This window comes from Streptomyces coffeae (assembly GCF_016741875.1).
GTDB classification, from domain to species: Bacteria; Actinomycetota; Actinomycetes; order Streptomycetales; family Streptomycetaceae; genus Streptomyces; species Streptomyces coffeae.
Map to the genome: position 1 here is coordinate 19,637 of NZ_JAERRF010000031.1, position 25,458 is coordinate 45,094.

The 25,458-nt window shown below is 71.2% G+C and carries 25 protein-coding genes; 10 read left to right on the forward strand and 15 right to left on the reverse strand.

What is annotated here, in order from left to right:
- Positions 1–17 precede the first annotated feature (17 nt).
- Entirely contained in the window at positions 18–1,145 is a 1,128-nt protein-coding gene (pstS, locus tag JK363_RS34325; protein WP_201881326.1) for a phosphate ABC transporter substrate-binding protein PstS, read from the reverse strand.
- Between the two features lie 593 nt (positions 1,146–1,738).
- Here pstS and JK363_RS34330 point away from each other — a divergent pair.
- On the forward strand, positions 1,739–2,830 hold the full coding sequence (locus tag JK363_RS34330; protein ID WP_307821982.1) for a C40 family peptidase: 1,092 nt from the start codon (positions 1,739–1,741) through the stop codon (positions 2,828–2,830).
- Between the two features lie 7 nt (positions 2,831–2,837).
- On the opposite strand, the gene JK363_RS34335 is transcribed toward JK363_RS34330, so the two are convergent.
- Positions 2,838–3,356, reverse strand: a complete 519-nt coding sequence (locus tag JK363_RS34335) for an O-acetyl-ADP-ribose deacetylase (RefSeq protein ID WP_201881328.1) — start codon at positions 3,354–3,356, stop codon at positions 2,838–2,840.
- Positions 3,357–3,591: 235 nt separating this feature from the next.
- Here JK363_RS34335 and JK363_RS34340 point away from each other — a divergent pair, with 235 nt between their 5' ends.
- Positions 3,592–4,824 carry a PP2C family protein-serine/threonine phosphatase gene (locus JK363_RS34340; protein WP_201881330.1) on the forward strand — a complete coding sequence of 411 codons (1,233 nt, stop codon included), beginning with the start codon at positions 3,592–3,594 and terminating at the stop codon, positions 4,822–4,824.
- A 117-nt stretch (positions 4,825–4,941) separates the two neighbouring features.
- Here the strand turns inward: JK363_RS34340 and JK363_RS34345 are convergent, their stop codons facing one another.
- From JK363_RS34345 to JK363_RS34355, 3 genes are all read right to left on the reverse strand, one after another.
- Complete coding sequence (locus tag JK363_RS34345) at positions 4,942–5,289, reverse strand: DUF2516 family protein (protein ID WP_201881332.1); 348 nt, start codon at positions 5,287–5,289, stop codon at positions 4,942–4,944.
- A gap of 110 nt (positions 5,290–5,399) precedes the next feature.
- Positions 5,400–6,023, reverse strand: coding sequence for a hypothetical protein (locus tag JK363_RS34350; RefSeq protein WP_201881334.1), 624 nt, complete (start codon positions 6,021–6,023; stop codon positions 5,400–5,402).
- Positions 6,024–6,040: 17 nt separating this feature from the next.
- On the reverse strand, positions 6,041–6,445 hold the full coding sequence (locus JK363_RS34355; RefSeq protein WP_201881336.1) for a helix-turn-helix domain-containing protein: 405 nt from the start codon (positions 6,443–6,445) through the stop codon (positions 6,041–6,043).
- 130 nt (positions 6,446–6,575) lie between these two features.
- Between JK363_RS34355 and JK363_RS34360 the strand changes: the two genes are divergently transcribed.
- Positions 6,576–7,466 carry an oxidoreductase gene (locus tag JK363_RS34360; RefSeq protein WP_201881338.1) on the forward strand — a complete coding sequence of 297 codons (891 nt, stop codon included), beginning with the start codon at positions 6,576–6,578 and terminating at the stop codon, positions 7,464–7,466.
- Here the strand turns inward: JK363_RS34360 and JK363_RS34365 are convergent.
- Both JK363_RS34365 and JK363_RS34370 read right to left on the reverse strand, forming a co-directional pair.
- Positions 7,457–8,221 carry an NAD(P)H-dependent oxidoreductase gene (locus tag JK363_RS34365; RefSeq protein ID WP_201881340.1) on the reverse strand — a complete coding sequence of 255 codons (765 nt, stop codon included), beginning with the start codon at positions 8,219–8,221 and terminating at the stop codon, positions 7,457–7,459. The two genes, JK363_RS34360 and JK363_RS34365, sit on opposite strands and share 10 nt — an antisense overlap.
- 89 nt (positions 8,222–8,310) lie before the next feature.
- Positions 8,311–9,069, reverse strand: a complete 759-nt coding sequence (locus tag JK363_RS34370; protein WP_201881342.1) for a TetR/AcrR family transcriptional regulator — start codon at positions 9,067–9,069, stop codon at positions 8,311–8,313.
- A gap of 120 nt (positions 9,070–9,189) precedes the next feature.
- Here JK363_RS34370 and JK363_RS34375 point away from each other — a divergent pair, with 120 nt between their 5' ends.
- Both JK363_RS34375 and JK363_RS34380 read left to right on the forward strand, forming a co-directional pair.
- Positions 9,190–10,152 carry an ATP-binding cassette domain-containing protein gene (locus JK363_RS34375; RefSeq protein WP_201881344.1) on the forward strand — a complete coding sequence of 321 codons (963 nt, stop codon included), beginning with the start codon at positions 9,190–9,192 and terminating at the stop codon, positions 10,150–10,152.
- The gene (locus tag JK363_RS34380; protein ID WP_201881345.1) at positions 10,145–10,888 is read left to right on the forward strand and encodes an ABC transporter permease; all 744 of its coding nucleotides are present in this window, start codon (positions 10,145–10,147) and stop codon (positions 10,886–10,888) included. Before JK363_RS34375 ends, JK363_RS34380 begins: the two co-directional genes overlap by 8 nt.
- Positions 10,889–10,925: 37 nt before the next feature.
- On the opposite strand, the gene JK363_RS34385 is transcribed toward JK363_RS34380, so the two are convergent.
- A complete protein-coding gene (locus JK363_RS34385) occupies positions 10,926–11,552 on the reverse strand; it encodes an NADPH-dependent FMN reductase (protein ID WP_201881346.1) in 627 nt (208 codons plus the stop codon).
- Between the two features lie 52 nt (positions 11,553–11,604).
- On the opposite strand from JK363_RS34385, the gene soxR reads away from it, so the two are divergent.
- Positions 11,605–12,063 carry a redox-sensitive transcriptional activator SoxR gene (soxR, locus tag JK363_RS34390; protein ID WP_201881347.1) on the forward strand — a complete coding sequence of 153 codons (459 nt, stop codon included), beginning with the start codon at positions 11,605–11,607 and terminating at the stop codon, positions 12,061–12,063.
- A 51-nt stretch (positions 12,064–12,114) separates the two neighbouring features.
- Here soxR and JK363_RS34395 read toward each other — a convergent pair whose 3' ends face one another.
- The gene (locus JK363_RS34395; RefSeq protein ID WP_201881348.1) at positions 12,115–13,359 is read right to left on the reverse strand and encodes a GNAT family N-acetyltransferase; all 1,245 of its coding nucleotides are present in this window, start codon (positions 13,357–13,359) and stop codon (positions 12,115–12,117) included.
- A gap of 87 nt (positions 13,360–13,446) precedes the next feature.
- On the reverse strand, positions 13,447–14,109 hold the full coding sequence (locus tag JK363_RS34400) for an RsiG family protein (RefSeq protein ID WP_201881349.1): 663 nt from the start codon (positions 14,107–14,109) through the stop codon (positions 13,447–13,449).
- Positions 14,110–14,255: 146 nt separating this feature from the next.
- Here JK363_RS34400 and dtd point away from each other — a divergent pair, with 146 nt between their 5' ends.
- Positions 14,256–14,681, forward strand: a complete 426-nt coding sequence (gene dtd, locus JK363_RS34405) for a D-aminoacyl-tRNA deacylase (RefSeq protein WP_201881350.1) — start codon at positions 14,256–14,258, stop codon at positions 14,679–14,681.
- 90 nt (positions 14,682–14,771) lie between these two features.
- Here the strand turns inward: dtd and JK363_RS34410 are convergent, their stop codons facing one another.
- The 5 genes from JK363_RS34410 to JK363_RS34430 form a co-directional block, all read right to left on the reverse strand.
- Positions 14,772–15,554 (reverse strand): carbohydrate ABC transporter permease, encoded by a 783-nt coding sequence (locus JK363_RS34410; protein ID WP_236076332.1) that lies wholly within the window; start codon positions 15,552–15,554, stop codon positions 14,772–14,774.
- Positions 15,555–15,718: 164 nt separating this feature from the next.
- Complete coding sequence (locus JK363_RS34415) at positions 15,719–17,089, reverse strand: ABC transporter permease subunit (protein ID WP_201881353.1); 1,371 nt, start codon at positions 17,087–17,089, stop codon at positions 15,719–15,721.
- Between the two features lie 9 nt (positions 17,090–17,098).
- On the reverse strand, positions 17,099–18,415 hold the full coding sequence (locus tag JK363_RS34420) for an ABC transporter substrate-binding protein (protein WP_201881355.1): 1,317 nt from the start codon (positions 18,413–18,415) through the stop codon (positions 17,099–17,101).
- A 22-nt stretch (positions 18,416–18,437) separates the two neighbouring features.
- A complete protein-coding gene (locus JK363_RS34425; protein WP_201881358.1) occupies positions 18,438–20,129 on the reverse strand; it encodes a glycoside hydrolase family 13 protein in 1,692 nt (563 codons plus the stop codon).
- Between the two features lie 229 nt (positions 20,130–20,358).
- Positions 20,359–21,639: an ABC transporter substrate-binding protein gene (locus tag JK363_RS34430; protein ID WP_201881360.1), complete on the reverse strand. Its 1,281-nt coding sequence runs from the start codon at positions 21,637–21,639 to the stop codon at positions 20,359–20,361.
- A gap of 176 nt (positions 21,640–21,815) precedes the next feature.
- Here JK363_RS34430 and JK363_RS34435 point away from each other — a divergent pair, with 176 nt between their 5' ends.
- The 3 genes from JK363_RS34435 to JK363_RS34445 are packed head-to-tail and all read left to right on the forward strand — an operon-like array spanning position 21,816 to position 25,440.
- Positions 21,816–22,334, forward strand: a complete 519-nt coding sequence (locus JK363_RS34435) for a PadR family transcriptional regulator (protein ID WP_201881362.1) — start codon at positions 21,816–21,818, stop codon at positions 22,332–22,334.
- Entirely contained in the window at positions 22,331–23,125 is a 795-nt protein-coding gene (locus JK363_RS34440; RefSeq protein WP_201881364.1) for an ABC transporter ATP-binding protein, read from the forward strand. The genes JK363_RS34435 and JK363_RS34440 overlap by 4 nt, the downstream gene beginning before the upstream one ends.
- A 5-nt stretch (positions 23,126–23,130) precedes the next feature.
- A complete protein-coding gene (locus tag JK363_RS34445) occupies positions 23,131–25,440 on the forward strand; it encodes an FtsX-like permease family protein (RefSeq protein ID WP_201881367.1) in 2,310 nt (769 codons plus the stop codon).
- The last annotated feature ends 18 nt before the right edge of the window (positions 25,441–25,458 follow it).

The window sequence follows — 25,458 nt, forward strand, 5'->3', positions numbered from 1 at the left end:
AGCCGGCCGCATTCGGGTCAGGAGAGGCTCTTGACGGTCTCGCGGACCTTCGTGGCGATCTCGGTCGGGAGCGACGCGTAGCCGAGCTCCTTCAGGGAGATCTGGCCGTCCTCGCTCGCGACGTAGTTCAGGAAGGACTTGGTGGCGGCGAGGGTGCCGGGCTTGTTGCCCTTGTCACAGGCGATCTCGTAGGTGACCAGGGTGATCGGGTAGGCTCCGTCCGCCTTGGTGTCGTACGCCAGGTCCAGGGCCAGGTCCTTGCCGGTGCCCTTGATCTTGGCCTCGGAGATGGCCTTGGTGGCGTTCTCGACGGTGGCCTGGACCGGGGCGGAGGCGCCGGTGTCGAGGTCCACGGTCTTGATGCTGTTGGCGGTCGCGTAGGACAGCTCGAAGTAGGAGATCGCGCCGGAGACCTGCTTCACCTGGGAGGAGACACCGGAGGAGCCGTCGGCCGACTGGCCGCCCTTGCCCTCCCACGCCTTGCCCGGCTCGTGCGGCCACGCCGAGGGGGCGGCGGCCTTGAAGTACTTGGTGAGGTTGTCGGTGGTGCCCGACTCGTCGGAGCGGTGGAACGCCTGGATCTTCAGGCTCGGGAGCTTGGCGTCCTTGTTGAGCTTCTGGATCGCCGGGTCGTTCCACTTGGTGATCTTCGAGTCGAAGATCTTGGCGAGGGTCTCGGCGTCGAGGACCAGCTTGTCCACACCGGGGACGTTGAAGCCGATCGCGATCGGGCCGCCGACCATCGGCAGGTCGATGCCCTGGCCGCCGGTGCAGACCTTCTTGGAGTTCTTGACCTCGTCGGGCTTCAGGGCCGAGTCGGAACCGGCGAAGGCAGTCTTGCCCTGGAGGAACTCCTGGACACCCGCGCCAGAGCCGGTGGCCTTGTAGTTGATCTTGGTGTCCTTGCAGGCGGCACCGTAGTTCTTGACCCACAGGTCCATGGCGTTCTTCTGCGCCGAGGAGCCGGAGGCCAGCAGGTTGCCCTTGCCGTCGCACTTGATGTTGCCGGCCTTGGCGGCCTTGCCGCCGCCACCGCCACCGGAGTTGTCGTCCGAGCCACAGGCGGTGAGGACCAGGGCGCTGGAGACAGCGAGGGCACCGGCGGCGACGGCGCGAAGCCGGTTCTTGCGCTGAAGCTGCTTCACTTTCGGGAGTTCCTTCCAGTTGCCGCCGGTGGGGACGGCGCGCGAGACGGATGATGCGCACTGTTGAGCGGCGCTTGTGTGAGCGGGCCGGATTCAAGCCCCGGCTCACTCCCAGTAGGGCTGAAATTAGGCAGAACAGGTGAAGCGGCCTCAGGGGGTGAGTTAACGGATGGTGAACCTCGGCCGTCAGTGTGGTGGCCAGGTCACGGCCAGGTCACGGCGTGGTCGCGGCCCGGACAGACGGCCTCCCGGGCACTCCGTCCATGGCGTAAGGCCCGGCTCCACCGCCGTGGACCTGGCCGGATTGCTCCCCCGCGGCCACCGGATGGCGGGGCGCCGACCGGCGCGCCACCGTGCCGCGTGCGCCCCGCCACCGCCCTACGCGGGTGCGTCGTCCGGATGACAGCCGTGTGACTTCCGTACGGAATGCCTGCCGCGCCCCGGATCCGGGCGGCTGCGGGGTAACTCGCGCGTGTCTCTGTCGGATTGCGGTACGGCATGTCACTATCCCGCTCTACGTGCCGGTACGTCAGGTCTGGTGCGCGATGGGCACGGCTGTGCGTACGGCCTCGGCGGACGAGAGGAGACGGCGGGTGAGGCGGGACGGGAGAGGGAGGGGTGCGAGCGCCGCCGCGGCCACCGCGCTCGTATGCGCGCTGGGTATGACGGCGGTGCCGGAGGCGGCGCAGGCGGCGCCGGGTGAACCGGCACCGCGGCCGGACCCGGGCGGGTCGGGTGGGCCCGGCGGCAAGAGTCTCGAGGAGGTCCGCTCCGAGATCGAGGGCCTCTACCGCAAGGCCGAGCGGGCCACCGACGCCTACAACCTGGCGCGGGAGCGCCAGAAACGGCAGGAGAGGGCGATCGTGAAGATCGCGCGGGCCGTGGTGAAGGCGCAGAAGGAGATGGCGGATTTACGCGAACGGGCCGGGGCGATGGCCCGTGCCCAGTACCGCGGCGGCGGTATGCCCGCCGAGGCGCGGCTGCTCCTCAACGGCGATCCCGGCGACTTCCTCGACGGTGTCACCCTCGCCCGCAAGGGCCAGCAGGCGACCCACGGCCTGATGAGCCGGCTGGAGCGCACCCGGGTCGCGCTCGACCGCTATGCCGAGTCCGCGTCCAAGGAGTGGGAGCGGCTGGACGGGAGCCGGAAGAAGAAGGCGTCGGCGAAGAAGCAGATCACGGCGAAGCTGGCGAAGGCGCAGCGGATGGAGTCCCGGCTGGAGAAGAAGGAGCGGGAGCGGCTGCGCCGGCTGGAGGAGGACAAGGCCCGCGCCTCCCAGGCGAAGTGGCTGGACACCGGCATACTGCGGGAGCTCGGCGCGGGCGCGACCGCGACGGGCAAACGGGCGGTGGCCTTCGCCTCGGCCCAGATCGGCAAGAACTACGTCTGGGGCGCGGTGGGCCCCGACACCTACGACTGCTCGGGGCTGACGCAGCGGGCGTGGGCGGTGGCCGGGCGGTCGATCCCGCGGACCTCGCAGGAGCAGTGGCGGCTGCTGCCCAAGGTGAGCGTCGGGAACATGCGCCCGGGCGACTTGATCATCTACTTCCCGGACGCCAGCCATGTCGGGATGTACGTGGGGAACGGCGCGATGGTGCACGCCCCGCGCCCCGGCCGCCAGGTGACGGTGGCGGGGGCGGGTTCCATGCCGATCCTGGGCGTGGTGCGCCCGGGCGGGGTGTAGCCGGTGCTCAGTCCCGCAGTCGCAGGGCCGCTTCGAAGGTGTCGTAGGCGGCCTGGTCGAAGAGGACGAAGCGGACCTCGGTGACCGAGGTATCCGCGGCGCGGACCGCCTCCAGCGCGATCCGTGCCGCGTCGTCGAGCGGCCAGCGGTAGACGCCGGTGGAGATCGCCGGGAAGGCGACCGTGCGGGCGCCGAGTTCGTCCGCGACGCGCAGTGACTCCCGGAAGCAGGAGGCGAGGGTCGCGGAGCGGTCCTCGCTCGTGGAGTGCACCGGGCCGACGGTGTGGATCACCCAGCGGGCGGGCAGCCGGCCGGCCGTGGTGGCGACCGCCTGGCCCGCCGGGAGTCCCTTGCCGTAGTGGGAGGCGCGCAGTGCGCGGCATTCGTCCAGAATGTCGGATCCGCCCCGGCGATGAATGGCGCCATCCACCCCACCCCCGCCCAGAAGCGACGAATTGGCCGCGTTCACCACGGCATCGGTGTCCTGTTGAGTGATATCGCCCAGTACCAGCGTGATGTTCGTCATTCCGTGATTCTCCCGTTGTCTGCCAAGTGCCGCATGGCGTGCGGCATATGACAAAAGTCGATGCCTGAAGGACGTTCCGTAGAGCAGGGCCCTGGCGCTAAGGTCGCCTGGCAGTATCCGGCACCGCGCCTGTGAGACCTCCGAAACCGACCAGTCGGTGTGCGTGCCGGGGATTGTGCGGTCCGCCGATCGGTGGCGGGCGCCGCGTCCTCGGGGGGAGGGAAGGAATCGAGCGATGTCCGTACCCGTGCCGAGGCAACGGGAGGCGTCGGCCACTGAGGCCCGCCCCGCCCCGCTGTCCGACAGCGGGCTCACCCTGCTGGTGATCGAGGACGATCCGTCCGGTGCCTTCACTGTCCCCGACATGCTGGACACCGAGGGCAATCGGGTCCGTATCCGCACGGCCCGCAACCTCACCGAGGCCACCCGGCTGCTCACCGACGGTGTGCAGTGCATCCTCCTCGACCTGGCCCTGCCGGGTCCGGGCCGCGAGGGGGCGGACGCGCTGGACACCCTGCGCGCGGTGCTGAAACTGGCGCCCTCGCACGCCGTGCTCGTGCTCACCGCCGAGGACGACGCCGAGCGCGCCGCCGAGGCGGTCCGCGTGGGTGCTCAGGACTTCCTCTTCCGCGGCGAGCTGGACGGCCGCATCCTCAGCCGTGCCATCCGCTACGCCGTGGAGCGAAAACGTTCCGACCTCGCCCAGCGCCAGCTGACCGAGTCCCGGCTGCGCGCCCAGGAGAACGCGCGGCTGGAGCGCGGACTGCTGCCCACCCCGCTGTTGCAGGACTCGGGGCTGCGGTTCGCCGCCCGCTACCGGCCCGGCCGCAGCCGCGCCCTGCTCGGCGGCGACTTCTACGACACCGTGCGCACCCCTGACGGCACGGTCCACGCGATGATCGGCGATGTCTGCGGCCACGGCCCGGACGAGGCCGCCCTCGGGGTGGAGCTGCGGATCGCCTGGCGCGCCCTGACCTTCGCCGGGCTCTGCGGCGACGAGCTGCTGGGCACTCTCCAGCAGGTGCTGGAGAACGAGCGCCCGGACGACGAGCTCTTCGCGACCCTGTGCACCGTGGACATCGCCCCGGACGGGCGGCGGGCCGGGGTCTGTCTGGCCGGACACCCCGCACCGCTGGTGATCCGGTCCGGAATGGCGCCCCGGCTGGTGCCGACCGATGAGAACGGCCCGGCGCTGGGCCTGCTGCCGAAGGCCCGCTGGCCGCGCCGGGAGATCCTGCTCGGCGGCGCCTGGAGCCTGATGATGTACACCGACGGGCTGATCGAGGGCCGTGTCGGACCCGGTGTGCAGCGGCTCGGGCAGGAGGGGATGGTCGAGATCGTCGCCCGCCAGCTCGGCGAGGGGCTGCGCGGTGAGGATCTGCTCGACGCGACCGTCACCGAGGTGCGGACGCTCAACGGCGGAGAGCTGACCGACGATCTCGCGGTGCTGCTGCTCGACCGCGGCTGAGGCGCGCCGCGCGGGGGCCGTCGGGCGGCCCCGTCAGCCGCTCACCGGCCGTCGAAGGGGCCGTGGCGGTCGACGGGGCCCGGTCACCGGCCGACACCGGCCGTCGAAGGGCCCGCGTCACCGGCCGTTGAACGGTCCGTACGGGCCGTCGGAGCTGGAGCCGCGGCCCCGGTTCCAGCGGCCACCGCCGCCCCCGGAGACCTGCCGCAGCGCGGGCCGGACGTCCACGATGTACACGATCGTCGCGATCAGCCCGATGATCGGCAGGAAGCTCATGATGCCCATGAAGAAGTTCACCGCGGCCGCGAGACCGAGGATGATCAGCCAGAAGGGCTTGGTCTGCTTGTCCGCCGCCCGGTAGGCGTCCTCCCGGCGGATCGCGGAGTCCACGAAGGCGAACAGGCTGAAAAGGAGCAGGCCCCAGGAGACCCAGTACAGCAACTCGCCGAAACCTTGCACCAGCACGCTGTCCACCGCCTAGAAGAGATGAAGGGGAGCGTCTCTCGGGCCACCGTACCCGGTGGGAGGGCCGTGCACGCAGGGCGAGCCCGGCCCTCCCGTGGGACGCTCGTGCGTCAGTCTGCCGACTTCGGGTCCGTCTTCTTGCCAGTGGTGGGCTTGCGGGCGGGGGCCTTCTTGGCCGGGCCGCTCTGCGCGGCGGGCTTGGCCGCGGGCTTCGGCGCCTCCTTGGAGGAGTCCACCGTGACCGACTGCGACGTGGTCTTCGTCTGCGCAGCGGCACTGGTGGGCTTGTCGTCCTTGGGCTCGATCGCGCTGGCGATGTCCACGACCTCGTCGGCCGCCTCGCCGCGCCAGGTCTTCACGACCTCCTGGCCGTGCTCGGCCACCTCGTCGTAGCGCTCCCGCGCCTTGACGGCGAGCTCGGCGGCCCGGCCGACGCCCTGGAGGGCGAGGTCCTGCGCGGTGTCCCGCAGCCGCTTGAGGTCGGTGTCCAGCGTGCCGAGCAGCTCGGTCAGCTTGTCCTGCGCCTCCTTCGCCTGCTGGGTGACCCGGTCCTGGACGGCCTTGGGGTCGGTGTTGCGCACCGCGTTGATGCGCTCGGGGGCCTCGGCGACGATCTTCTCGACCAGCGACGGCACCTCCTTGAGCTTCTGGGCGGCGAGGTCGGCCGTGCCCGCCACGAAGTACAGCGGGGTCGGGTCGGTGAGGGTCTTGCGTACGTCGTCGGTGATGGCCATCTGATGGTCCTCCCGGATCAGGTCGAGGGTGGGGCGACGTCGGCGTCTGCGGTGGGGGTGCTGTCCGAGGCGGTCGGGTGTCCGTTCTCCTTGCGGAAGGACTCGTAGATCTGGAGCAGCACCGCTTTCTGCCGCTCGTTGATGGAGGGGTCGGCGAGTATCACACTGCGCACCTCCGCCTCCTCCCGATCGCGCTCGTCGAGGATCCCCGCCTGCACGTACAGGGTCTCGGCGGATATCCGCAGCGCCTTCGCCAGCTGCTGGAGGATCTCGGCGCTCGGCTTGCGCAGCCCGCGCTCGATCTGGCTCAGGTACGGATTGGACACCCCGGCCGCGTCGGCGAGCTGCCGCAACGAGAGCTGCGCGCTGCGGCGCTGCTCCCGCAGGAACTCGCCGAGATTGCCGACGTTCAGTGATGCCATGCTTCGATGCTGCCCCATCGGCGCTAACTATTGCAAGCAAATGCTTGCAATAGTGGTGTGTGCCACGCGGCAGCGGGGTGAACGCCCTGGCGATCTTGTGATTCGCGCGGAAAGCTGCGCATGCTGCCCCATGACCTCACCTTCAGCACCTTCACCTTCGTTGCCGGGCACGTTCGCGCTGGGCGGCGAGATCGCCGTGCCCCGGCTGGGCTTCGGCGCGATGCAGCTGCCCGGACGCTGGACCCGCGTGGTCGAGCGGGACACGGCGGTCGCCGTGGCGCGGCGGGCCGTGGAGCTGGGCGCGCGGTTCATCGACACCGCCGCGTTCTACTTCTCGCCCCGCGCCCGGGCCAACGACATCCTGCGCGAGGCGCTGCATCCCTATCCGGCGGACGTCACCATCGCCACCAAGGTCGGCCCGCTGCGGGACGCGGACGGGGAGATGTACGCGGAGGCCGCGCCCGGGCAGATACGGGGGCTGGTGGAGGAGAACCTGCGTCAGCTCGGCCTCGACGCACTGGACATGGTCCATCTGCGGGTGGGCAGGCTCGGGGCGGTGGGCGGGGTGTCCATCGGTGAGCGGTTCGAGGCGCTGGCCGCGCTGCGGGAGGAGGGGCTGATCCGGCAGCTCGGGCTGAGCAATGTGAGCGCGGAGCAGCTGGCCGAGGCGCGGGCCGTCGCACCGGTGGCGGCGGTGCAGAACCGGTTCGGGGTGCTCGACCAGGGGGACGCCGCGCTGGTCGACCTGTGCGCGGAGGCCGGGATCGCCTATCTGCCGTTCTTCGCGCTCGGCGGGGGACACACCGCCCTGGAGGGGGAGGGTCTGCGAACGGTCGCGCGGCGGCACGGCGCGACCGAGCACCAGATCGCGCTGGCCTGGGGGCTGGCCCGGTCGCCCTCGGTCGTGCAGATTCCCGGCACCGCGTCGCTCGCCCATCTCGAAGAGAACATGGCGGCGGCGCGGCTGGTCCTCGACGAGGACGACATGGAGCTCCTCGGCAGGCGCGGCTCTCAGACGTAGTGCACGGCGAGGCCGGAGCGCCCCGGCAGCAGTTCGGGGCGCAGCACCAGCCGCTCGTCGTAGTCCCCGCCGTTCTGGCGGCGGAAGGGCAGCGGCTCGGTGGTGGGCAGGGTGCGCAGCCGCTGCCGCAGCTCATCGGCGCGGGCCCGGTAGGCGTCCGGCGACAGCCGGTCCGCGCCGTAGACGACATGGGGCGGCAGGACGGACATCCCGCTGTACCAGAGGGTGCCGTGCTGGAGCGGGAAGAGCAGCTGTCCGAGGTCGCCGTTGATCCCGCGCGGGCCCATGGAGTCCTCGGGCGCCCCGGCCGTCAGCACCACCATGGCCCGCTTGCCGGACAGCGCGCCGTCGCCGTAGCGCAGGGTGCGGCCGTCGGGGCCGGTCACCCCGTAGGCGAAGCCCTTGACGAAGACGCGGTCGAACCAGCCCTTGAGGATCGCGGGCATGCCGTACCACCACAGCGGAAACTGGACGATCAGCGCGTCGGCCCAGGCCAGCTTCTCCTGTTCGGCGCGGATGTCCTCGCTCAGCGTCCCCTCGGTGTAGGCGCGTTGGGAGGAGGTGCCGACGATGAGGCGCTGCTCGCCGTCATGGCGGAAGTCCTTGCCGTCGACGACGGGGTTCCAGCGCATCGCGTAGAGATCGGACAGCCGGGTGTCATGGCCCAGCTCCCGCAGCGCGCGCAGTCCTTCGTCGCGCAGGGCGCCGCTCAGGGAGCGCGGTTCGGGATGGGCGAATATCCACAGCACGTTCATGCGTCCATCGTGGAAAACCGGCCCGGCGGCAACGAGTGGCCGGACGGACATGATGTGCAAGGATCTGGCCAGTCGGGCCGGTGGGTGGCTCAGCTCCGGGCGCTGACCAGGGCCTCCACTCCGTCGAGGATCCGGTCCAGGCCGAAGATGAACTCGTCGTCCGGGCCGCCCGGGGTGTACAGCTCGCCCGCTCGCAGTGCCGCCGTCACCGCGGGGTAGCGCTCGGCGTCGGTGAGCTTCTCCAGCAGCCGGGCCCAGGCCAGCATCGACTGCTCGGGGCTGTTCCCCGAGCGCTCGGCGGCGTTCTGGAGATCGGCCATCAGCCGTACCTCATTGCGGACGAAGCCGCTGACCAGCATGAGGGTGGAGATCTTCTCGCCCTCGCCGAGGCCGGTGCCGCGCAGACAGGCGAGCCCGTGCTCCATCCAGGCCACCGAGTTGGGGGTGCAGGGCGGGGTGCTGATCGGGATCCGCACCGCCCAGGGGTGGCGGATGAGCGCGGCGCGCAGCGACCGGGCCCAGCCGCTGATCCCGGTCCGCCAGTGCTCGTCCGGGCCGGGGCCGGGCGGCGGGGTGCCGAAGGCCGCGTCCTCCATCAGCAGCAGCAGTTCGTCCTTGGCCGAGACATAGCGGTACAGCGACATGGTGGAGACGCCGAGGTCGGCCGCGACCCGGCTCATGGAGACCGCGCCGAGGCCGTCCGCCGCGGCCAGTTTCACGGCGGCGTCGACGATCCGGGCCAGGGTCAGCCCCGGGCGCGGCCCCTTGGCGGGGCGTTCGCGCCGCCCCCAGGCGGCCTCGATGCTGGTCGGCAGGCCGGTGCCGCCGCCGTTCCGCTCCGTGGCCATGGCCTTCAGACCTCCGTCTGTCTCATCCGCTGGTATCCGCCCGGTTGACTGCCATCCTAGAAACTGTGTATACCCTACGCAGTAGTGTGTATGGCATACGCAGAAGAGGAGCGGGGGGCCATGACCAGCGAACCGGCCATCGAGGCGCGGGGCCTGACGAAGTCCTACGGGGAGGTGAGCGTCCTCAGAGGCGTCGATCTGAGCGTCGCGCGCGGCAGTGTTTTTGCCCTGCTCGGCCCCAACGGGGCGGGCAAGACCACCACCGTGCGCATCCTGGCCACCCTCACCGCCCCCGACGCCGGGCGCGCCCGGGTCGCGGGCTTCGACGTGGTCGCCGAACGCCACCAAGTGCGCCGCGCCATCAGCCTCACCGGCCAGTACGCGGCCGTCGACGAGAACCAGACCGGCGAGGAGAACCTGCGCATGATGGGGCGGCTGACCCGGCTCGGCCGCGCCGAGGCCCGCCGCCGCGCCCAGGAACTGCTGGAGCGGTTCGACCTCGCCGGCGCCGGACGCCGCACCGTCGGCACCTACTCCGGCGGGATGCGCCGCCGTCTCGATCTTGCCGCCGGGCTGGTCGGCCGCCCCGAGGTGATCTTCCTGGACGAGCCGACGACCGGGCTGGACCCGCGCAGCCGCCAGGCGATGTGGGAGGTGGTCAAGGGGCTGGTGGGGGACGGGGTGACGGTCTTTCCCACCACCCAGTACCTGGAGGAGGCCGATCAACTCGCCGACCGGATCGCCGTGGTGGACGGTGGCCGGGTGGTGGCCGAGGGCACCTCCGCCCAGCTCAAGGAGCGGGTCGCCGGACAGCGGCTGGAACTGGTGCTGGGCGGCCCCGACGCGTTCGAGGAGACCGCACGCCGCCTCGGCGCCCGGCTGGTGCGGAGCGACGCCGACCGGCTGACCCTCGGCGTCGCCACCGACGGCAGCGCCGCGCAGATCCGCGCACTGCTCGACGAACTCGACCCCGGCCGCCGCGCGGTGGACCGCTTCACCGTGCGCGGCGCGACGCTCGACGACGTCTTCCTGGCCCTGACCGGGCACGCCACCACCCACGACAAGGAGACCAGCGGTGTCTGACGCGATCGTTCTCACCGGCCGGGCCATCCGGCTGAGCAGGCGCAATCTCGACGCCGTGATCACCGCGATGCTGCTGCCGGTGATGCTGATGCTGGTCTTCGTCTACTTCTTCGGCGGCGCCATCAACACCGGTACGGAGTACGTCACCTATGTCGTCCCCGGGGTGATGCTGCTGTGTGCGGGGTTCGGCTCGGCCAACACCGCGGTCACCGTCAGCAACGACATGACCGGTGGCATCATCGACCGCTTCCGCTCGCTGGACATCGGAGGCACCGCGATCGTGGCGGGCCATGTGGCCGCGAGCGTCCTGCGCAACGCGGTCGCGACCGCCATCGTCTTCGGGGTCGCCTTCCTCATCGGCTTCCGGCCGGACGCGGATCCGCTCCAGTGGTCGGCGGTGGCGGGGGTCCTGCTGCTGTTCATCCTCGCGATCTCCTGGCTGTCGGCCTGCTTCGGTCTGATCGCCAGATCGCCGGAGGCGGCGGGTGGTTTCACCTTCCTGATGATGTTCCTGCCGTACCCCAGCAGCGCGTTTGTGCCGATCGGCACCATGCCCGGCTGGCTGCACGGCTTCGCCGAGAACCAGCCGGTCACCCCGGTGATCGAGACCCTGCGGGCGCTGCTGCTGGACCAGCCGGTCGGCGACAGCGCCTGGCGGGCTCTGGTCTGGTGCGGCGGCATCCTGGCGGTGGCGATCGCCTGCTCCGGAGCGCTCTTCCGCCGCCGTACGGTCTGAGGCCGCGGCCGGGGCCGGGCCGGGAGCCGTCCGCGGATCAGCCTCCGTACGGGCTGGTCTCGCGGGCGGTGCGCAGGGCCCTGCCCCACCAGACGAGCTGGTCGAGCATCGTGGTGGCGGCGGCGTCCGGGGCCTCGGGGGACGTCAGCCGCCCGTTCGGCCCGAACAGATCCCATGCGTGGTGGAAGCTCACCGAGTCGCGCACCGTGACCGCGTGGACCTCGGCGAACACCGGCCGCAGATGCTCGACCGCGCGCAGTCCGCCGGAGATCCCGCCGTAGGAGACAAAGCCGACCGGCTTGGCCCGCCACTGGCTGTAGTGCCAGTCGATCGCGTTCTTCAGGGCCGCCGGATAGCTGTGGTTGTACTCCGGGGTGATCACGGCGTATGCGTCGGCCGCGTCCAGTCGGGGGCTCACGGCCTCCAGGGCCTTGCTCTCCTCGGGGCCGGGCGTATGGGTGAGATCGGCGGGCAGCGGGGTGTCGGCCAGATCGATCACCTCGACGTCCATGTCGTCGCGGAGCGCGGCGCGCTCGGTGAACCACCGCGCGACCTTCGGCCCGAAGCGGCCCTCGCGGGTGCTGCCCACCACCACGGCGAGCCGGAGCGGAGCGGTGGTGACGGTGCTGGTGGAAGCGGTGGAAACCGCGGTCTGTGAGGTCATGGGAAGAGCCTCGGACTTAAACATTGGTTTAAGTCAAGCTACTCTCGGCGGTATGACGCAACTGACCTGGAAGACCCATGAGCTCACGGTCGGCGATCTCTCCCGGCGCAGCGGGGTCCCGGCTTCGGCGCTGCGCTTCTACGAGCGCGAAGGGCTGATCCACAGCCGCCGTACCAGCGGCAATCAGCGCCGCTACACCCGTGACACGCTGCGCCGCGTCGCCTTCGTCCGCTCCTCGCAGCGGGTCGGCATCCCCCTGGCCCGGATCCGGGAGGTGCTCGCGCTCTTCCCCGATGACCATGTGCTCACCAAGGAGGACTGGGCCCGGATCTCGGAGTGCTGGCGCGCGGACCTCTCCGAGCGCATCGAGCAGCTGGAGAACCTCCGCGACCACCTCACCGACTGCATCGGCTGCGGCTGTCTGTCGATCGACAAGTGCGCACTGGCCAACCCCTATGACCAGATGGGCGAAAGGGGCGCGGGCCCGCACCGGTACCTCAAATCCGACTGAACGAAGCCCGGTTGAGCGGATTCCTGTCGGGGTCGCAGACGATCCGGGCTCTCAGAAGATGTCGGGGCACCAGGGGCGGCGGGCCGTCCGCAGCAGCCGCTCCGCCAGCGCCGCCGCGCCCTCGCGCTCCTCGGTCACTCGGCCCAGCGCCGCGAGCCGTACCGCCGACTCGTCGCCCAGCCACAGCGTCCCCAACTCGGCGATGTCCATGGTCAGATCGGCGGCGCGGGTGGTCGGGGCGCAGTCGGCGCCGTCCGGCCCCGCCTCCAGGGAAAAGCGTCCGCCCGCCAGCCCGGCCCGGTCGCGCAGTTCGAGGACGAGCGAGCCCTCGGCCGGATAGGTACGGGCGGTCAGCAGCCGGGGTACGTCCAGCGGGCGCAGCCACAGGAAGTCGGCGCAGGTGGTGGTCTGCGCCGCGCGCGGATCACCCAGCAGCAGCGGCAGCAGATCGTCCGGGGCGCGCAGCCCGGTGTTGACGTACATGACCCAGTCGATGGACAACAGGAAGTGCCACAGGGCGCGTTCGGCGGCCGGGGTGACCGCGATCAGGCCGCTGACGGTCGCGGTGTTCTGCGCCCGCTTGGCCTCCCAGCGGTCATCGGCGGTGTAGCTCAGCAGCCCGTCCACGGTGCCCTCGGGAGAGCGGTACACCGCGTAGAACGGTTCCGACCAGGGGAAGGACGGGGTCGGCTGGAGGCCGGTGTTGCGCCGCCACCAGACCTCGGACCGGTCGATGACCCCGTGCAGCCGGGCACGGAGCCGCTCATGCAGCGTGGGGCCGAGCTCGCGTACCTCGTCGCCGTCGGCGAGGTCGACCCGGCCGCCGTCCGCGGGCCCGGAGTACCGCGGGTCAAGACCGGCCCGCGCCACGTCCACCCGCCACTCGGTGACCCAGGTGGCCGGTCCGAAGCCGTACCGCCCGTAGATCGGGTACTCGGCGGCGATCAGGCTGGCCACCACCTCGCCCCGCTCCTTGGCCGCCCGCAGGTCGTGGTCCATCATCCGGTTGAGCAGACCGCGGCGGCGATGGGTGGGCGAGACCGTGACATTGCTGATCGCGTCGGCCGGTACCTCGGCTCCGCCGACCGCCGTCAGCCGCTGCGCAAAACTGCGGAAGGTGGCGATGCAGCGGTCCCCGTCGTACGCACCCTGCGTCCGGTCCAGATCCGTCTGGGCCCGGCGCAGCTCCACATCCTCCTTCGACGCCTCCGGCGGTCGCAGAAAGCCGGTGTTGAGCGCGAGGGTCCACGAGGTCAGATCGGAGTCGGCGAGCGGAGTGCGGATCTCGATGGCCATGGGGCCACGCTAGGTGCGCCCCGCGACCGGGCGCACGCGGATTTTCCGGCCCGCCCCGCCGCGTACAACCCCCGCTCCTGCCCGCTCCTACCCGAGCAGGTCGTCCACCTGCGCCTCGCCCTCGCGGTACCGGCGGGCGATCTCCGCGCTACAGCCGTCGGCGGTGCGTTGCAGCTCCTGCCGCCGCCGGGAGACCTGCTGCTCGTACCCGGTCAGACGGCCCATCGCGCCGTGCAGTTCCTCGTCGGTACGGGCTCCCGGGTCGGAGAGGCCGACCTCGGCGAGCATCTCCTCGGCCAGCCGCTCGTACTCCGCGCTCTGCGGGGTCCCGAGGGTCACATGGCGGGCGGAGGAGCGGTGCCGGGACGGGACATCCGCGAGGATCTCCGGCAGCAGGTCCACCAGGGCCGCGGGCGGGGCGTCCGGCACCACCGGGGGCGCCGGGTCGCGGCGGCGGTCCAGTTCGGCGCGGAGGATGTCGATCCGCCCCTGCAACAGCCTGCGTACATAGCTGAGATCCGCCTCCTCGCGCTGGGCGGTGCGGCGCAGCGCCCGTAGCTCCGGAAGCCGCAGCCCGGCCAGGCTCTGCCCGGCGGCCCCGGCGGCCCCGGCGGCCCCGGCGGCCCCGGCGTCTGCGGCGGTCGTGGTCAGCGCCACGGAGTCGGCCAGGCGGCCGCCGCGCTGGCTCGGCGGTCGTGGCGGCAGCAGGCCCTCGGCGGCCGTGTGCTGCTCGGTGCCCGGTGTGATCATTTGTGTCCGTCCCCTCCAGCGATGCGTCATTCCCGCAGTTCCTGCCCACCTGCACCGCCTGCACGCATCGTGCCACCGCAGGTGCACCTTGTGCAGCGGCTGTCCACCCGATCGGCCCCGGATGGACGCACGGCATGATGGTCCGTATGCGTGCTGTGGTACAGAGAGTGAACGGGGCGAGCGTCGTCGTGGACGGCGAGACGGTCGGGGAGATCGTCGGCCCGGGGCTGTGCGTCCTGGTCGGGGTGACCCATGAGGACACCCCCGAGAAGGCCGCCCAGCTCGCCCGCAAGCTGTGGTCGGTGCGGATCCTCGAGGGCGAGAAGTCCTGCTCGGACCTGGCCGCCCCGCTGCTGGTGATCAGCCAGTTCACGCTCTACGGGGACGCCCGCAAGGGCCGCCGTCCGACCTGGAACGCGGCTGCGCCGGGCGAGATCGCCGAACCGCTGGTGGACGAGGTCGTGGCACGGCTGCGGGAGTTGGGCGCACATGTGGAAACGGGCCGGTTCGGAGCGGACATGAAGGTCTCGCTCACGAACGACGGCCCGTTCACGGTGATCGTCGAGGTCTGAGGAAGCCGGCGGAGCGGAGGACCCCGTCAGCCCGGGGAAGTCTGCGGTCGGGGCCGGGAGCGCACGACGGCGCACCGGCCCCGCCCCCCGTTACTTCACCGACCCCGCCATCACTCCCTGGACGAAGTGCTTCTGGAAGGCGAAGAACACCACCAGCGGCACGATCAGGGACAGGAACGCCCCCGGTGCCAGCACCCCGATGTTGCTGCCGAACTGCCGCATCTGGGTCTGCAACGCCACGGTCAGCGGCTGGGACTCATTGTCGGCGAAGATCAGCGCGACCAGCATGTCGTTCCACACCCACAGGAACTGGAAGATGGCCAGGCTGGCGATGGCCGGGCGGCCCAGCGGCAGCACCAGCCGGGTGAAGATCCGCCACTCGCTGCCGCCGTCCATCCGGGCCGCCTCCAGCATCTCCCGGGGGATCTCCGCGAAGTAGTTGCGGAGCAGGAAGATGGCGAACGGCAGTCCGTAGGCGACGTGGAAGAGCACCACACCGGGGATCGTGCCGAACAGACCGAGCGAGCCGAACAGTTTGGACACCGGCAGCAGACCGATCTGCACCGGCACCACCAGCATCGCCACGACCACCAGGAAGACCCAGTCCCGGCCGGGGAACTCCAGCCAGGCGAAGGCGTATCCGGCCAGCGCGGCGATCACCACGACCAGCGCGGTGGCGGGCACCGAGATCGACACGGTGTTCCAGAACGCCTGGACGATGCCCGAATCCTTCAGCAGCGCCGAGTAGTTGTCGAAGGACAGCGATCCGGGGCTGGAGAACGCCTTCCACCAGCCGGAGGTGGCGTTGTCCTCCTCCGAACGCAGCGAGGACAGGAACAGCCCGGCCGCCGGAGTGAGCCAGATCAGCCCCATCAGCAGCAGGAACGCCTGGATGAGACCGTTGCTGAGCTTCTTGGTCAGCCAGGCGGCGGGCCCCCGCCCGGACCGGCGGGGAGCCGCGGGTGTCTTCGCGGGGGTCGCGGTGGCCGGTGCGGCCACGGGCGCGCCGGGTTCCCGTCCGGCGGTGTCGTGGAGGGTCATGACTGGCTCCTGCGGAAGCGACGGATGTTCAGGGCCATGGCGGGGACCACCAGCACCAGCAGCAGAACGCCGAGCGCGCTGCCGAGACCCTGGTTGTTGCCGCCGCCGAAGGAGACCAGCCACATCCGGGTGGCCAGTACGCTCGCGTCCTGTTGCACCGGCCCCGGCGCGATGATGTAGACGAGGTCGAAGACCTTCATCACATTGATCACCGTGGTCACGAAGACCACGCCCAGCACCGGGCTGAGCAGCGGGACGGTGATCTTCCGGAAGATCTGCCACTCATTCGCGCCGTCCATCCGGGCCGCCTCCAGGGCGTCCCGCGGCAGCGAGGCAAGACCCGCGCCGATGAGCACCATGGAGAAGCCGGTCCAGATCCACAGATAGGCACCGATGATCGCCGGGGTGATCAGCGACGGGCCCAGCCAGGAGATCCCCTGGTACGCCTCGGCGAAGTCCTTCTTCGGCAGTTGCAGTGCGTAGTCGCCGGGCGGCAGGTCCTCGAAGCGGTACGCGCCGTCGTTCCCGGTGGTGGCGGTGGCGACGACCTTGCCGTCCCGCACCGCCTCCACCGCGAGCTGCGGCAGTCCGCGTTCGGTCGGGTCCACCCGGCCCGGCTTGCCGCCGCCGCCGAGGGTGAAGTCGATGTAGACCACACCCCGCAGCTCGCCCTTGGCCGCGGGGGCCGAGGACGCCTGGCGGGCGGGTTTGGCCTCCTTGGGCACGTCCTTGGGCGGAACGCCGACCAGACCGAGGTTGACCGTGTCACCGGGGGAGGCGGTCTTCGCCGTCCGGTACGAACCGTCCTTCTGTGCCGGGATCGTCCGGGGGTTCTGCGGGTGGGCCGTCGGGTATCCGGCGGTGTCCCCGGAGAACGCGTCGTGGACGCCGACCGTCACCGCGTTGAGCACGCCCCGGTCGGGGTCCTGCTCATAGGCGACGCGGAAGATGATGCCCGCGGCGAGGAAGGAGATCGCCATCGGCATGAACATCAGCAGCTTGAAGGCGGTCGCCCAGCGGATCTTCTCGGTGAGCACCGCGAGGATCAGACCGAGACCGGTGAGCAGGACCGGAGCCACGATGACCCAGATCGCGCTGTTGCGGATCGCCTTCATCGTCGCCGGATCCTGGAACATCTCGGTGTAGTTGTCGGCACCGACGAAGGTGTCGCCCGAGGCGTCGAAGAAGCTGCGCCCGACCGAGAAGAGGATCGGGTAGGCGACCAGGGCGCCCAGGATCAGCAGCGCCGGCAGCAGGAAGGCCAGCGAGATGAGCTTCCGCCGGCGGGCCGCACGGCTGCGGGGCGTGGGCCCGGACGGGGTGCTGCCCGCGGTCGCGGGCAGCACCTTGCGGTCAGTGGCAGACATGACGGGCACTCAGTCCTTGTAGGCCTTGGCCGCCGCGGCCTCGAGCTTCGCTGCGGTGGCCTTCGGGTCCGACGGGTCCTTCAGGAAGTCCTGGAGGATCTTCCACTCACCGGTGCCCACGGTCCCGCCGAACGCGGCCGGGGCCTGGTCCGACATGTCGAACCGGACGTTGTCCCCGGCGTCGACCAGCGACTCGGCGATCGCGCGGGTGGTCTCGTCCTTGTAGGCGGTGGGCTTGAGGTTGGTGTTGGGGGAGACGAATCCGCCCGCCTCGGCCCACACCTCGGCGGCCTCGGGGCTGGCCAGGTACTCCAGGAACGCCATGGCGGCCTTCTGGTTCTTGCCCGCCTTGAGCACCACCGCGGCGTCGCCGCCGCTGACCACCGGGGCCTTCTTGCCGCCCACCGCGGGGAAGGGGAAGAACCTGGCGTCCGTTCCGACCTTCTTCTTGAACTGGCCGGAGACCAGACCGCCCACGAAGTCGCCCTCGTAGACCATGCCCGCCTTGGGCTCACTGCCGAAGACGTTCTCCACCGACTCGGGGAAGTCGGTGCGCAGCGCCTCCGCACTGCCCCCGGCCACCAGGTTCTTGTCGCCGAACAGCTTGCCCAGGGTGGTCAGCGCCTTGACCACGGTGGGGTCGGTCCAGGGGATGCTGTGCGAGGCCAGCTTGTCGTACATCTCGGGACCGGCCTGCGAGAGGTAGATGTTCTCGAACCAGTCGGTGAGGGTCCAGCCGTCCTCACCGCCGACGGAGAAGGCCGGTGTCCCGGAGTCGGAGACGGTCTTGGCCATCTTGAGCATCTCGTCGTAGCTCTTCGGCGGCTGCACCCCGGCCTGCTCCAGCGCCTGCGGGGCGTACCAGACCGTGGACTTGTGGGACGCCTTGAAGTACAGGCCGTAGTAGGTGCCGTCGACGGTGCCGTACTTCTTCCACACGGTGGCGAAGGTGGCTCCGGCCTTGGCGCCGACCTTCTCCGACAGCGGGGTGAGCCAGCCCTTCTTGGCGAATTGCTTGAGCACGCCGACCTGCGGCACCATCACCACGTCGGGGGCCTTGCCGCCCTCGATCTTGCTGCCGATGACGGTGGAGACGTTGTCACCGGTGGGGACGAAGTTGGTCTTGGCGCCGGTCTTCTCCGAGAAGGCGTCCAGCACCTTCTTGAAGTTCTTCATCTCCACACCGGTCCAGACCCCCGCCACGTTCACGGTCTGGCCCTTGAGCTTCTGCTCGCCCTTGGCGGAGTCGCCGTCGCCACCGCCGCAGGCGGTCGCGGTCAGCGCGAGACCGAGGACGGTCGCGGTTGCGGTCACTATGCGTCTCATCGGGGATGTCCTTTCGCTGGAGCTATCGGGGGTCGAGGTCGCTGATCCACCAGGCGGCGGTGGAGCCGGGGAGGATGCCGACCGGGCAGTCGCCACTGGCCAGCAGGGGGGTTCCGGAGACCGGCGCGGGGGCCGGTTCGGTGCCGAAGTTGACCGCGCACACCAGGCCGTCGCCCCGGACGAAGGCGAGGACCTGGGGCGGGGACTCCAGCCAGCGCAGGGTGCCCTCGCCGAGCTGGGGGAGGCTGCGGCGCAGATGGAGCCCGTCGCGGTAGAGGTGCCAGAACGAACGGGTGTCGGCCAGCGCCCGGTCGGTGGCGTGCTCGGCGAACCACTCGGGCTGCGGCAGCCACGGCCGGGCGCCGCCCTCGGCGGGGGTGAAGCCGAACGGGGAGGCGAGACCGGACCAGGGCAGCGGCACCCGGCAGCCGTCGCGGACGTGCCGGCGGCTGCCGGTCCTGCGGAAGATCGGGTCGGTGAGCACCTCGTCGGGCAGGTCCAGCACCTCGGGCAGGCCCAGCTCCTCGCCCTGGTAGACATACGCGGCGCCGGGCAGCGCCAGCATCAGCAGGGCGGCGGCGCGGGCCCGCGCCGGACCGTGGTCGGTGGTGGTGTCGCCCTCCCCGGCCGGGCCGGAGGCGTACCGGGTCACGGTCCTGACCTGGTCGTGGTTGTTGAGCACCCAGGTGACGGTGGAGCCGGTCCCGGCGATGTCGCGCAGCGCCTCGGTGATGGTGTTCCGGAAGGCGTCCACATCCCAGCGGGCGCTGAGCAGATGGAAGAAGAACGCCTGGTGCAGCTCGTCGGGGCGGACATAGGCGGCGTGCTCCCGGGCGGTGGGCACCGACACCTCGCCGACCAGCAGCCGGTCATGGCCGTCGGCTTCCGCGTACGCGTCGCACACCGCGCGCCAGTCGCGCCACACCTGGTGCACCTCGGGCTGGTTCCAGGCCAGCGGGTTGACCGAGTCGCGGGTGCGCTCATCGGCCTCCGGGTCGGGGGAGTCGGGGAGCTCGGGGTGGCGGAAGAGGCCCGCGGCCACGTCGATGCGGAAGCCGTCGACACCGCGGTCCAGCCAGAACCGCAGGACGTCGAGGAAGTACTCGCCGACGGCCGGGTTGCGCCAGTTGAGGTCGGGCTGCTCGGGGGTGAACAGGTGCAGGTACCACTGGCCCTCGCTGCCGTCGGCCTCCCGGACCCGGGACCAGGCGGGGCCGCCGAACATGGCGCGCCAGTTGTTGGGCGGCAGTTCGCCGTTCTCCCCGCGGCCGTCGGCGAAGTGGAAGTACTCCCGCTCCGGGCCGCCGGGGGCGCCCGCCAGCGCGGCCCGGAACCAGGGGTGCTCGCTGGAGCAGTGGTTGGGGACGATGTCGACCAGGACCTTCATGCCCAGCCGGTGGGCGTCGGTCACCACGGTGTCGAACTCGGCGAGATCGCCGTAGATCGGGTCCACATCGCGGTAGTCGGCGACGTCATAGCCGTGGTCGTGCTGGGGCGAGGGGTAGAAGGGGCTCAGCCAGATGCCGTCCACACCCAGCTTCTTGAGGTACGGCAGTCCGGCGCGGACCCCGGCCAGATCGCCTATGCCGTCGCCGGTGCTGTCCAGAAAGCTGCGGATGTAGACCTGGTAGATCACCGCGTCGCGCCACCAGTGCCGCTGCGAGAGGTCCGCAGGGGAGGGCGAGGGGCCGTTCGCGGCCGTGGCTGTGAGCATCGTGCCGTTTACCCGTTCTCAGCGGGCGTGCGCCGCACGCCATTGTCGGCTGTTATGCATGCATGTTAAGTAAGCATGGCGAACGGGTGTCAACGAAAATCACAGAAGTAACGAACAGCTGTCCAGGTATGCGGTATTTTGACCGGCACTTCAGGGCGCCCCGCATACCTAACACGTAACTAGGAAGCGGAGTCCCGGACGGGGAAGCGCGGGGAGGGCAGCCGGAGGGTCAGTCCTCGCGGACGACGTCACCGAGCTCGCGCCGCAGCCGGGCCACCGTCTGCTCGGTGGACTGCCGCTGCGCCAGCGCGTCGTGCACCACGGCCTGGACGGTCAGGCTCACCTGGTCGTAGCGGGGGCTCTTGGGGCGCGGCTTGGCCGTGAGCACGCTCTTGCGGAGCGTCGGCAGATACGGGTACTTCCGCACCAGTGCGGGATCGGTGTACAGATCGGCCCACACCGGTGGCAGTGCCCCCTTGGCGAGGACCTGGCGCTGGACCCGCTCGCTGGTGAGATAGGCGATCAGGTCGGTGGCCGACTTCTGGTGCTTGGAATGCGCGCTGACGGCGAGGTTGGAGCCGCCCAGAACGCTGGAGCCGGGGCCGTCCGGGCCCGGCAGCGGAACCGCGCCGACCTTGCCGGCGACGGGTGAGGACGGGGCGTTGGCCAGCGAGTACACATAGGGCCAGTTGCGCAGGAACAGCAGCCGGCCGTTCTGGAACGCCCGCCGCGACTCCTCCTCCTTGTAGCGGAGGGCCTCCTTGGGTATCCAGCCGTCCCGCACCCCACCGGTCAGGAAGTCCAGCGCCCGGCGGGTGGCCGCGGAGTCCACGGTGACCTTGGCGCCCTCGTCGCCGAGGATGGTCCCGCCCGCCGACTGCACGGCCTCGGTGACATTGGTGGTCAGCCCCTCGTACGGCAGGAACTGGCCCGCGTAGCCGTCCAGGCCGTGCGCCGGGGCGGCGGTCCTGGCGAGACGCTTCAGCTCCGCCCAGGTCCGGGGCGGTTTCTCATGCTCCTGGGCGAGGATGTCCTTGCGGTAGTAGAGCAGCCCCGCGTTGGTCACATACGGCACCGCGCGCAGCCGCCCGCCGAAGGTGGCGGTGTTCACCACCGGCGGCAGGAAGCGGTCCAGCGGGAAGCGGTCGGCGTTCAGCGGGGAGATCCATCCGGCCGCGGCGAACTCCGAGGTCCATGCCACGTCGATGTTGAGCACATCGAAGCGGTCGCTCCCGGAGCGCAGTCCGCTGACCATCTGCGCGCGCACCTCGTCGGCGGCGTCCGGCAGCTCGATCAGCGTGGCCTTCTCCGCCGGGTGCGCACGGTTCCAGCCGTCCAGCACTCCGCGCAGATAGCTGGTGAGGTCACCTCCGGTGACCAGGGTGATCGGACCGCGGCCGCCTCCTTCGGCGGCCGCCGGTTCCCCGTCCGGGCCCCGCGCGCCCGCCTGGCCCGCCAGCAGCAGCGTGGTGACGAGGAGGGCCCTGCCGGCGGCGTGTGTCCACCGCATCGGTCCCTCCTTGCGCGTGCGTACAGCCGGCCGGATCCGGCTACCGGCATCCGGCCACCTGTATACCTGTTAGGCATGCGGGATACTAGACGTTGCAGGAAGATACGAGGGCGATCCGGCACACAGTCGGAAATGGCCCCTAACGGACATGTACGGCTCGGCGGAGGAGGGCAGGGGTGCGGCTCCCGCTGCTGGCGCTACTCTCGCGCGGACCCGCCCACGGCTACGAGCTGAAGCAGGCTCTTGAGAAGCTCCTGGGCTCCGCGTACCCTCAGCCCAACATCGGACAAATCTACGTCACTCTCAACCGGCTCCAGAAGTCCGGTCTGATCGAGGGCGAGGATGTTGCCCAGTCGACCCGGCCCAACAAGCGCATCTACCGGCTCACCGACGCCGGGCGCGAAGCGTTGGCCCTATGGTTCGAGGAGCCGACGGATGAGCCGCGGGTACGGGACGAGTTCTTCATGAAGCTCGCCCTCGCCCCCCACACCGGGGATGTCGACCAGATCGGCCTGATCAACAAGCAGCGCCGGCACTACCTCAATGCCATGCGCGACCTGTCCAGGCTGGCCGCGGCCGAGGAGCGGGACAACCGGATCCCCCAGCTGCTCATAGAAGGGGCCATGCTGCACCTCCAGGCCGACCTCGACTGGCTGGAGCGCTGCCAGGAGGATCTGGAGGAGGAGCAGAGATGAGCCGCGAGGAATCGGCCCACCGGACCGGGTCCGCCGCCGGGCCGTCCGCGGACTCGATCCTGCGGGCCGAGGGCCTGGTCAAGACCTACCGCACCGAGGGCACCGCCCCGGTCGAGGCGGTCCGCGGAGTCGACCTGCATGTCGAGCGCGGCGAGTTCGTCGCGGTCACCGGACCCTCCGGAGCGGGCAAGTCCACCCTGCTCCATCTGCTGGGCGGCCTCGACCGCCCCGACAGCGGCTCCCTCTGGCTGGACGGCCGCCAGGTCGACGCCTACAGCGAGGCCCGCTGGGCCGTACTGCGCCGCAAGAAGATCGGCATCGTCTTCCAGTTCTTCAACCTGGTCTCCAACCTCACCGTCGCCGACAACGTGGAGCTGCCCGCGCTGCTGGCCGGGTCCACCCCGCGGCAGGCCAGGGCGGGCCGCGAGGAGCTGCTCGCCGAGCTGGGCCTGGCGGGCAAGGAGCAGAGCATGCCCGCCGAGCTGTCCGGCGGTGAACAGCAGCGGGTCGCCCTGGCCCGCGCGCTGGTCAACACCCCGAGCGTGCTGCTGGCCGACGAGCCCGCGGGCAGCCTGGACAGCAAGGGCACCCGGGAGGTGCTGCGGCTGCTGTCCCGCTTCCACCAGCGCGGCCAGACGATCGTGCTGGTCACCCATGACGCCCGGATGGCCAGCGCCGCCGACCGCGTGATCAGCTTCTTCGACGGCCAGGTCGTCGACGACGTGGCGCTCCAGGGCGGCGGCGGACGCCGTGGCGGCGGAGTGGCCGACGTCCTCGAGCTGAAGGGCTGACCACGGTGCGGGCCACCCTGCGCTGGGCACACGCCGATCTGCGGGCACACCGCGGCGCGGCCCTGTTCACCGTGCTCGCCACCGCCGGGATCATCGTCTCGCTGCTGCTGGCGAGCGCGTTCTTCGCCTATGCGGCCAACCCCTGGCAACGGGTGTTCACCCAGTCCTCCGGCGCCCATGTGTGGATCCACACCCGGGCCGCCGCCGACGCCGCAGCACTGGCAAAACAGGACGGGGTCGAGGCCGCCTCCGGACCGTTCCGTACCGCCCGCGCCACCCTCGAACGCGGCGGTGCCCGCGCCTCCCTGGAGCTGCGCGCCGCCGGACCCGAGGAGCCGGAGACCGCCCGTCCGCTGATCACTGACGGCCACTGGCTCTCCGCGGGCGCACGCGACGGCATCGTGCTGGAGAGCTCGGTCGCCCGCGCGCTGTGGGCCGAACCGGGCGATGCGCTCTCCGTCCGCGCCCCCGGGGAGAAGGCCCGTACGCTGCGGGTCGCGGGCGTCGCGGAGACCGCCGAACCGGGCTTCGACCCGGGCGAGACCCCGGGGGTCGGCTGGGTGCTGCCCACCACCCTCGGCTCGGTCGAAACGCGCCCCGACCACCTCGGCCAGGCCATCGGACTGCGGTTGCAGGACCCGACGGACACCGACTTCGCGGTGCAGAGGGCGGTCACCGAACTCGGCGCCGACCAGGTCACCGGAATCTCCCTGTGGCAGCGGGCGCGGGCCGAGGCGGTGGGCGACGACCGGCTCTTGGGCCAGCTGCTCGGCCTGTTCGGGCTCGGCGCGCTGCTGGCCGCGGCGCTGGCGGTGGGCGGTGCGATCACCACCCGGGTCCGCGGCCATCTGCGGGACATCTCGGTGCTCAAGGCGATCGGCTTCGCCCCCGGCCAGGTCGTGCGGATGTTCCTGGTCCAGCATCTGGGTCTGTCACTGCTGGGTGTGGTCTGCGGCGCGGTCCTCGCCGAGGTGCTGGGCCCGCGTCTGCCCGGCCGGATCGGGGAGGCGGTGGCGCTGTGGCAGGCGCTTCCGGAGCACCGCTGGGCCCCGTTCGCGATCGTGGGCGGCGCCGTTGTCTTCATCGCCGCCGCCACCTGCCTGGCCGCCTGGCGCGCGGGCCGGGTGCCGCCGGTGCCGGTCGCCCGCGCCGCCACCGACCCCGGCCGCCGGATGTCCGGCACCGCCCGGCGGGCGCTCGGGATGCGGCTGCCGCCCGCGCTGGTGCTCGGCTGGCGCGGTGCCTTCCACCGTCCGGTGCGCTCCCTCGCGTCCATCGGGCGGCTCGCCCTGCCGCTGCTGCTGATCACGGTCGCCGTGGGGACCTGGACCACCCTGGACCGGTTCGAGAGCCACCCGGAGAAGATCGGTCTTGCCGCCCCGCTCGCCGCCCGCGCCGAGGGGCTCTCCGACGCCCGGATCCGCGCCCTGCTCAGCAAGGACCCCGAGGTCACCGCCGTCTACCCGGGCACCGAGACCGAGGCTCTGGTCCCCGGACAGACCGGGACGATCACCCTCCAGGGGCTGGGCACCGACCGGCACCCCTATCCGTTCTCCGTCGCCGAAGGCCGCCCCGCCCACGGCGAGGACGAGGCGGTGGCCGGACAGGGTCTGCTCGACCTGCTCGATGTGAAGGTCGGCGACTGGGTCCGGATGACGGTCGGCAGCAGCCCCCAGGTGCTGCATATCGTCGGGCGCAGCATCGAGCCGGAGCAGGGTGGCCGGGTGATCTCCACCTCGATCGACACCCTCCGCGAACGCGACCCGAAGCTGGAGCCGGACTTCTACCACCTGGGCCTGCGCCCCGGCGCCAGTCCCGAGGCGGTCAGCGCCTCGCTGGCCGACGCCTCGCACGGCCGTATGGAGGTGCGGGAGATCCCCAACCCGGCCGACCGGCTCTCCGCCGTCCGCGGGGTGACCCTCGGACTGATCGCGGTGCTCGGGCTGATCGGCCTGGCCGAACTGTCGACGACGATCGGCGCGGCGGTACGCGACCGCCGCCGCGATCTGCTCGCGCTCAAGGCGATCGGGCTGACCCCGCGCCAGATCGCCGCGGTGATCGTGGCCGGGACCGGGTTCACGGCCCTGGCCGCGGCCCTGGCGGGCACGGTGATCGGGACGTTCGCCTCCGGCTGGATGATCGACCTCCAGGGCCGCAGCAGCGGGATGGGCGCGGGGATCGCCCAGGCCCCGCCGCTGGGTGTGCTGGTGCTGATCGGCGCCGGGGCGGTGGCCGGGGCGGTGGCCGCGGCGACCCTTCCGGCCGCGCGAGCCGCCCGCAGCCGACTCGCGGACACCGCCAGCGACGTGCTCTGACCGCGCCCCGCCGGGGCG

Coding starts and splice junctions, on each gene's coding strand:
- JK363_RS34335 (WP_201881328.1), bottom strand. CDS start 3,356: ATGACGAACATCACGCTGGTACTGGGCGATATCACTCAACAGGACACC.
- JK363_RS34340 (WP_201881330.1), top strand. CDS start 3,592: ATGTCCGTACCCGTGCCGAGGCAACGGGAGGCGTCGGCCACTGAGGCC.
- JK363_RS34350 (WP_201881334.1), bottom strand. CDS start 6,023: ATGGCCATCACCGACGACGTACGCAAGACCCTCACCGACCCGACCCCG.
- JK363_RS34355 (WP_201881336.1), bottom strand. CDS start 6,445: ATGGCATCACTGAACGTCGGCAATCTCGGCGAGTTCCTGCGGGAGCAG.
- JK363_RS34360 (WP_201881338.1), top strand. CDS start 6,576: ATGACCTCACCTTCAGCACCTTCACCTTCGTTGCCGGGCACGTTCGCG.
- JK363_RS34365 (WP_201881340.1), bottom strand. CDS start 8,221: ATGAACGTGCTGTGGATATTCGCCCATCCCGAACCGCGCTCCCTGAGC.
- JK363_RS34370 (WP_201881342.1), bottom strand. CDS start 9,069: ATGGCCACGGAGCGGAACGGCGGCGGCACCGGCCTGCCGACCAGCATC.
- JK363_RS34375 (WP_201881344.1), top strand. CDS start 9,190: ATGACCAGCGAACCGGCCATCGAGGCGCGGGGCCTGACGAAGTCCTAC.
- JK363_RS34385 (WP_201881346.1), bottom strand. CDS start 11,552: ATGACCTCACAGACCGCGGTTTCCACCGCTTCCACCAGCACCGTCACC.
- soxR (WP_201881347.1), top strand. CDS start 11,605: ATGACGCAACTGACCTGGAAGACCCATGAGCTCACGGTCGGCGATCTC.
- JK363_RS34395 (WP_201881348.1), bottom strand. CDS start 13,359: ATGGCCATCGAGATCCGCACTCCGCTCGCCGACTCCGATCTGACCTCG.
- JK363_RS34400 (WP_201881349.1), bottom strand. CDS start 14,109: ATGATCACACCGGGCACCGAGCAGCACACGGCCGCCGAGGGCCTGCTG.
- dtd (WP_201881350.1), top strand. CDS start 14,256: ATGCGTGCTGTGGTACAGAGAGTGAACGGGGCGAGCGTCGTCGTGGAC.
- JK363_RS34410 (WP_236076332.1), bottom strand. CDS start 15,554: ATGGGGCTGATCTGGCTCACTCCGGCGGCCGGGCTGTTCCTGTCCTCG.
- JK363_RS34415 (WP_201881353.1), bottom strand. CDS start 17,089: ATGTCTGCCACTGACCGCAAGGTGCTGCCCGCGACCGCGGGCAGCACC.
- JK363_RS34420 (WP_201881355.1), bottom strand. CDS start 18,415: ATGAGACGCATAGTGACCGCAACCGCGACCGTCCTCGGTCTCGCGCTG.
- JK363_RS34425 (WP_201881358.1), bottom strand. CDS start 20,129: ATGCTCACAGCCACGGCCGCGAACGGCCCCTCGCCCTCCCCTGCGGAC.
- JK363_RS34430 (WP_201881360.1), bottom strand. CDS start 21,639: ATGCGGTGGACACACGCCGCCGGCAGGGCCCTCCTCGTCACCACGCTG.
- JK363_RS34440 (WP_201881364.1), top strand. CDS start 22,331: ATGAGCCGCGAGGAATCGGCCCACCGGACCGGGTCCGCCGCCGGGCCG.